We start from the raw sequence: 2,380 nt of genomic DNA, 5'->3' as shown, positions 1-2,380 counted from the left end.
TGTTAGCGTCAGGTTAATTTAACCATTCCGGGTCAGGAGAAAATCGCCAATTTTAGTCAAAAGAAAAAAGCCAGCACATCAGATGACTTTCAAAAATTCATTTATTACTTAACTGGATCTAACAAATCAGATGTACTTCCGACCTTCACCGCAACAGTTTCAAGTTTTCTGCCACGATAGCTTTTTCCGTCCATCATGTAGACAATTGCGTTGTCAAATATCCGATCTAATGCACACAGCAGTGTGTCATCTTCATCAAAGTCCTCTTTCCATTGGGAAGGGGATTTATTGCTTGTAAAGATCATACAGTTCGGACCTTCTTTTGAAGCACGTCTGTCTATGACATCAAAGAAGATTCTTGTATTTTCCTTGTCAAACTTGCATCTTCCCATTTCATCGATAATCAGGCAGCTTGGCTTTACAAGGCCGTTCGTTGTACTTCCTACACTGTCATTCTTTCTGGCCTGTGTAAGACGCTGATTAAGTTCTGTTGCTTTAAGAAAATAAACCTTATTTCCTAATTCGCAGCACGCTCTTCCAAATGACATAGCCAGATGTGTCTTTCCGATTCCTGGCGGACCGATAAAAGCAAGATTTCTGTGTTCGTAAAGTGGAGACAGTGTACTGAGATTCTTCAGCTTTTCCAGATTGTTTGAATGCACATATGAGAAATCAAAATTACTGAAGGTTTTTGGTTCTGTCAGTGGAAGTCTGCTCAACTTCAGGCAGGTATTCACCACTGCCTCCTTTTTTCTCTCTTCAAGAATCTCAAAAAATTCTGTTGTTTTTTCAATCTCTTCCTGACTCATATTCAGCTTTGTAAAACAGCCTGCAATTTCTTCGGCAGATATGCTCAGTTTCAGATAATCTGCGATTTCTGCAATTTTATCGTATGATGACTCAGTCATTCCACTTCACCATCTTTCCAAAATCAAACTTTTCAAATCCTTTTTCAGGTACAGCTTCCTCTTTTTGAGTAATAACAGCCTTTACTGGTGCAGTCGGCAATTCTTCAGGTTCCTTAATTGCATACTGATCATGTGCATAGCTGTCTTTGCGGCTCCATGTGATATTATGCACCGCAATCTGATGTGTAAGATCCGTATCATAGATATACAGATAGAAATCTTTTCTCATGACTCTGCAGGTCTTGCGAGTGTATGTATATGGGACACCAAATCTTCTGCCTTCATAGTTCACAAATCCATCAAAGCTGATCTTTCTGACAGGACACAGGTATTTCATGATTTCTTCAGTCATTGTCAGTATTTCAGCCACATGCATACATTCATTACTGTGTACTTCTGCAGGAACGCAATCCATAGCACGATGATATCTGTCATTCTGTTCGTTACACCAGATCAATGCATCGCAGTTCAGATCTGTAATGTTTCCAAATGTTCTTCCGACAATAAAATTTTCTTTTACAAAGCGGACAAGTCTTTCCACTTTTCCCTTTGTAAATGGGTGTCTGCATTTACACAGCTTTGTATGGAAACCAATTGTTTTCATGAAGATCTCATAATCTTTCTGCCAGAGAGGATTTCCTTCCACATCTCTTCCGATGACTACGCTTTTCATGTTATCTGTAAGAACGTTCTCTGGAATGCCCATGTAAATAAACGCATGAATCATACCAATAAACAGGTTTTCCTGTCTGGCATTTGGAAAGAATTCAATGTATCGCTCGCCGCAGTGATGACAGATCATGGCGAAACATGCGCATTGATAAGAAATACCGTCAGGAGCATTCACTTTAACAAATCCCCAGTCCATCTGGTAATTCTCACCAGGACCTGTATGATATCTTCTGCCTCTGTTTCCCTGTGGACTTACAATCTCTCTTGGTGCTGGAATGAGAAATTTATTTTCAGAAATGTAATTCTTTATGGTTGTCAGCCCTCCGGTGTATCCAAGTGTCTGAATTCTTTCATAGATTACTTCAGAATTTGTAACATTTCCTTTAAGAAGATTATTAATGACACCTTCATATCCAGATAAAACAGTTTTATCGGATTTTTTTCCTTTATTTCCATTTGGTTTTACTACAAAACCATTTTTCTTTAATCTTCTTAGCTTGGCTCGACTGATGCCTGTAATTCTGTGCAGTTCTGCCAGATTCACTTTCTCAATCGAATAACTTTCACCCATTTTTTCCTTTATGGTGGCAAGGGCATGTGCTAATATGTCCTCGAGGTCATTACTATTAATATTCAATTTAACCTCCTTTATCTGATGTGTTGGCGTATATCAGTTTAGGACTGTTATTGAAAAATGGTAATGGTCTTTTTTATATTGTTAAATTATGGCGATTTTCTTTTGACTAAAATTGGCTGTTTCCGACTGACACTTTTTGGTGATTTTCTCCTGACCCTAACAA

2 protein-coding genes are annotated in these 2,380 nt (G+C 38.4%); both read right to left on the bottom strand.

Translation table 11 applies throughout. The features are described from left to right. Positions 1–104: 104 nt before the first annotated feature. On the bottom strand, positions 105–908 hold the full coding sequence (locus ACTND6_RS10850) for an ATP-binding protein (RefSeq protein WP_441045104.1): 804 nt from the start codon (positions 906–908) through the stop codon (positions 105–107). Beyond that, positions 901–2,151: a hypothetical protein gene (locus ACTND6_RS10845; protein WP_441045102.1), complete on the bottom strand. Its 1,251-nt coding sequence runs from the start codon at positions 2,149–2,151 to the stop codon at positions 901–903. Before ACTND6_RS10845 ends, ACTND6_RS10850 begins: the two co-directional genes overlap by 8 nt. Between the last annotated feature and the right edge of the window lie 229 nt (positions 2,152–2,380).

This window comes from Bulleidia sp. HCP3S3_C9, from assembly GCF_052064035.1.
GTDB lineage: Bacteria > Bacillota_I > Bacilli_A > Erysipelotrichales > Erysipelotrichaceae > Bulleidia.
Note: the sequence above shows the minus strand (reverse complement) of the source record. Positions and strands in the feature narration are given on the sequence as shown.

Bases quoted from the DNA above. Each gene is read 5' to 3' on its own strand.
- ACTND6_RS10850 (WP_441045104.1), bottom strand. From the start codon at position 908: ATGACTGAGTCATCATACGATAAAATTGCAGAAATCGCAGATTATCTG.
- ACTND6_RS10845 (WP_441045102.1), bottom strand. From the start codon at position 2,151: ATGGGTGAAAGTTATTCGATTGAGAAAGTGAATCTGGCAGAACTGCAC.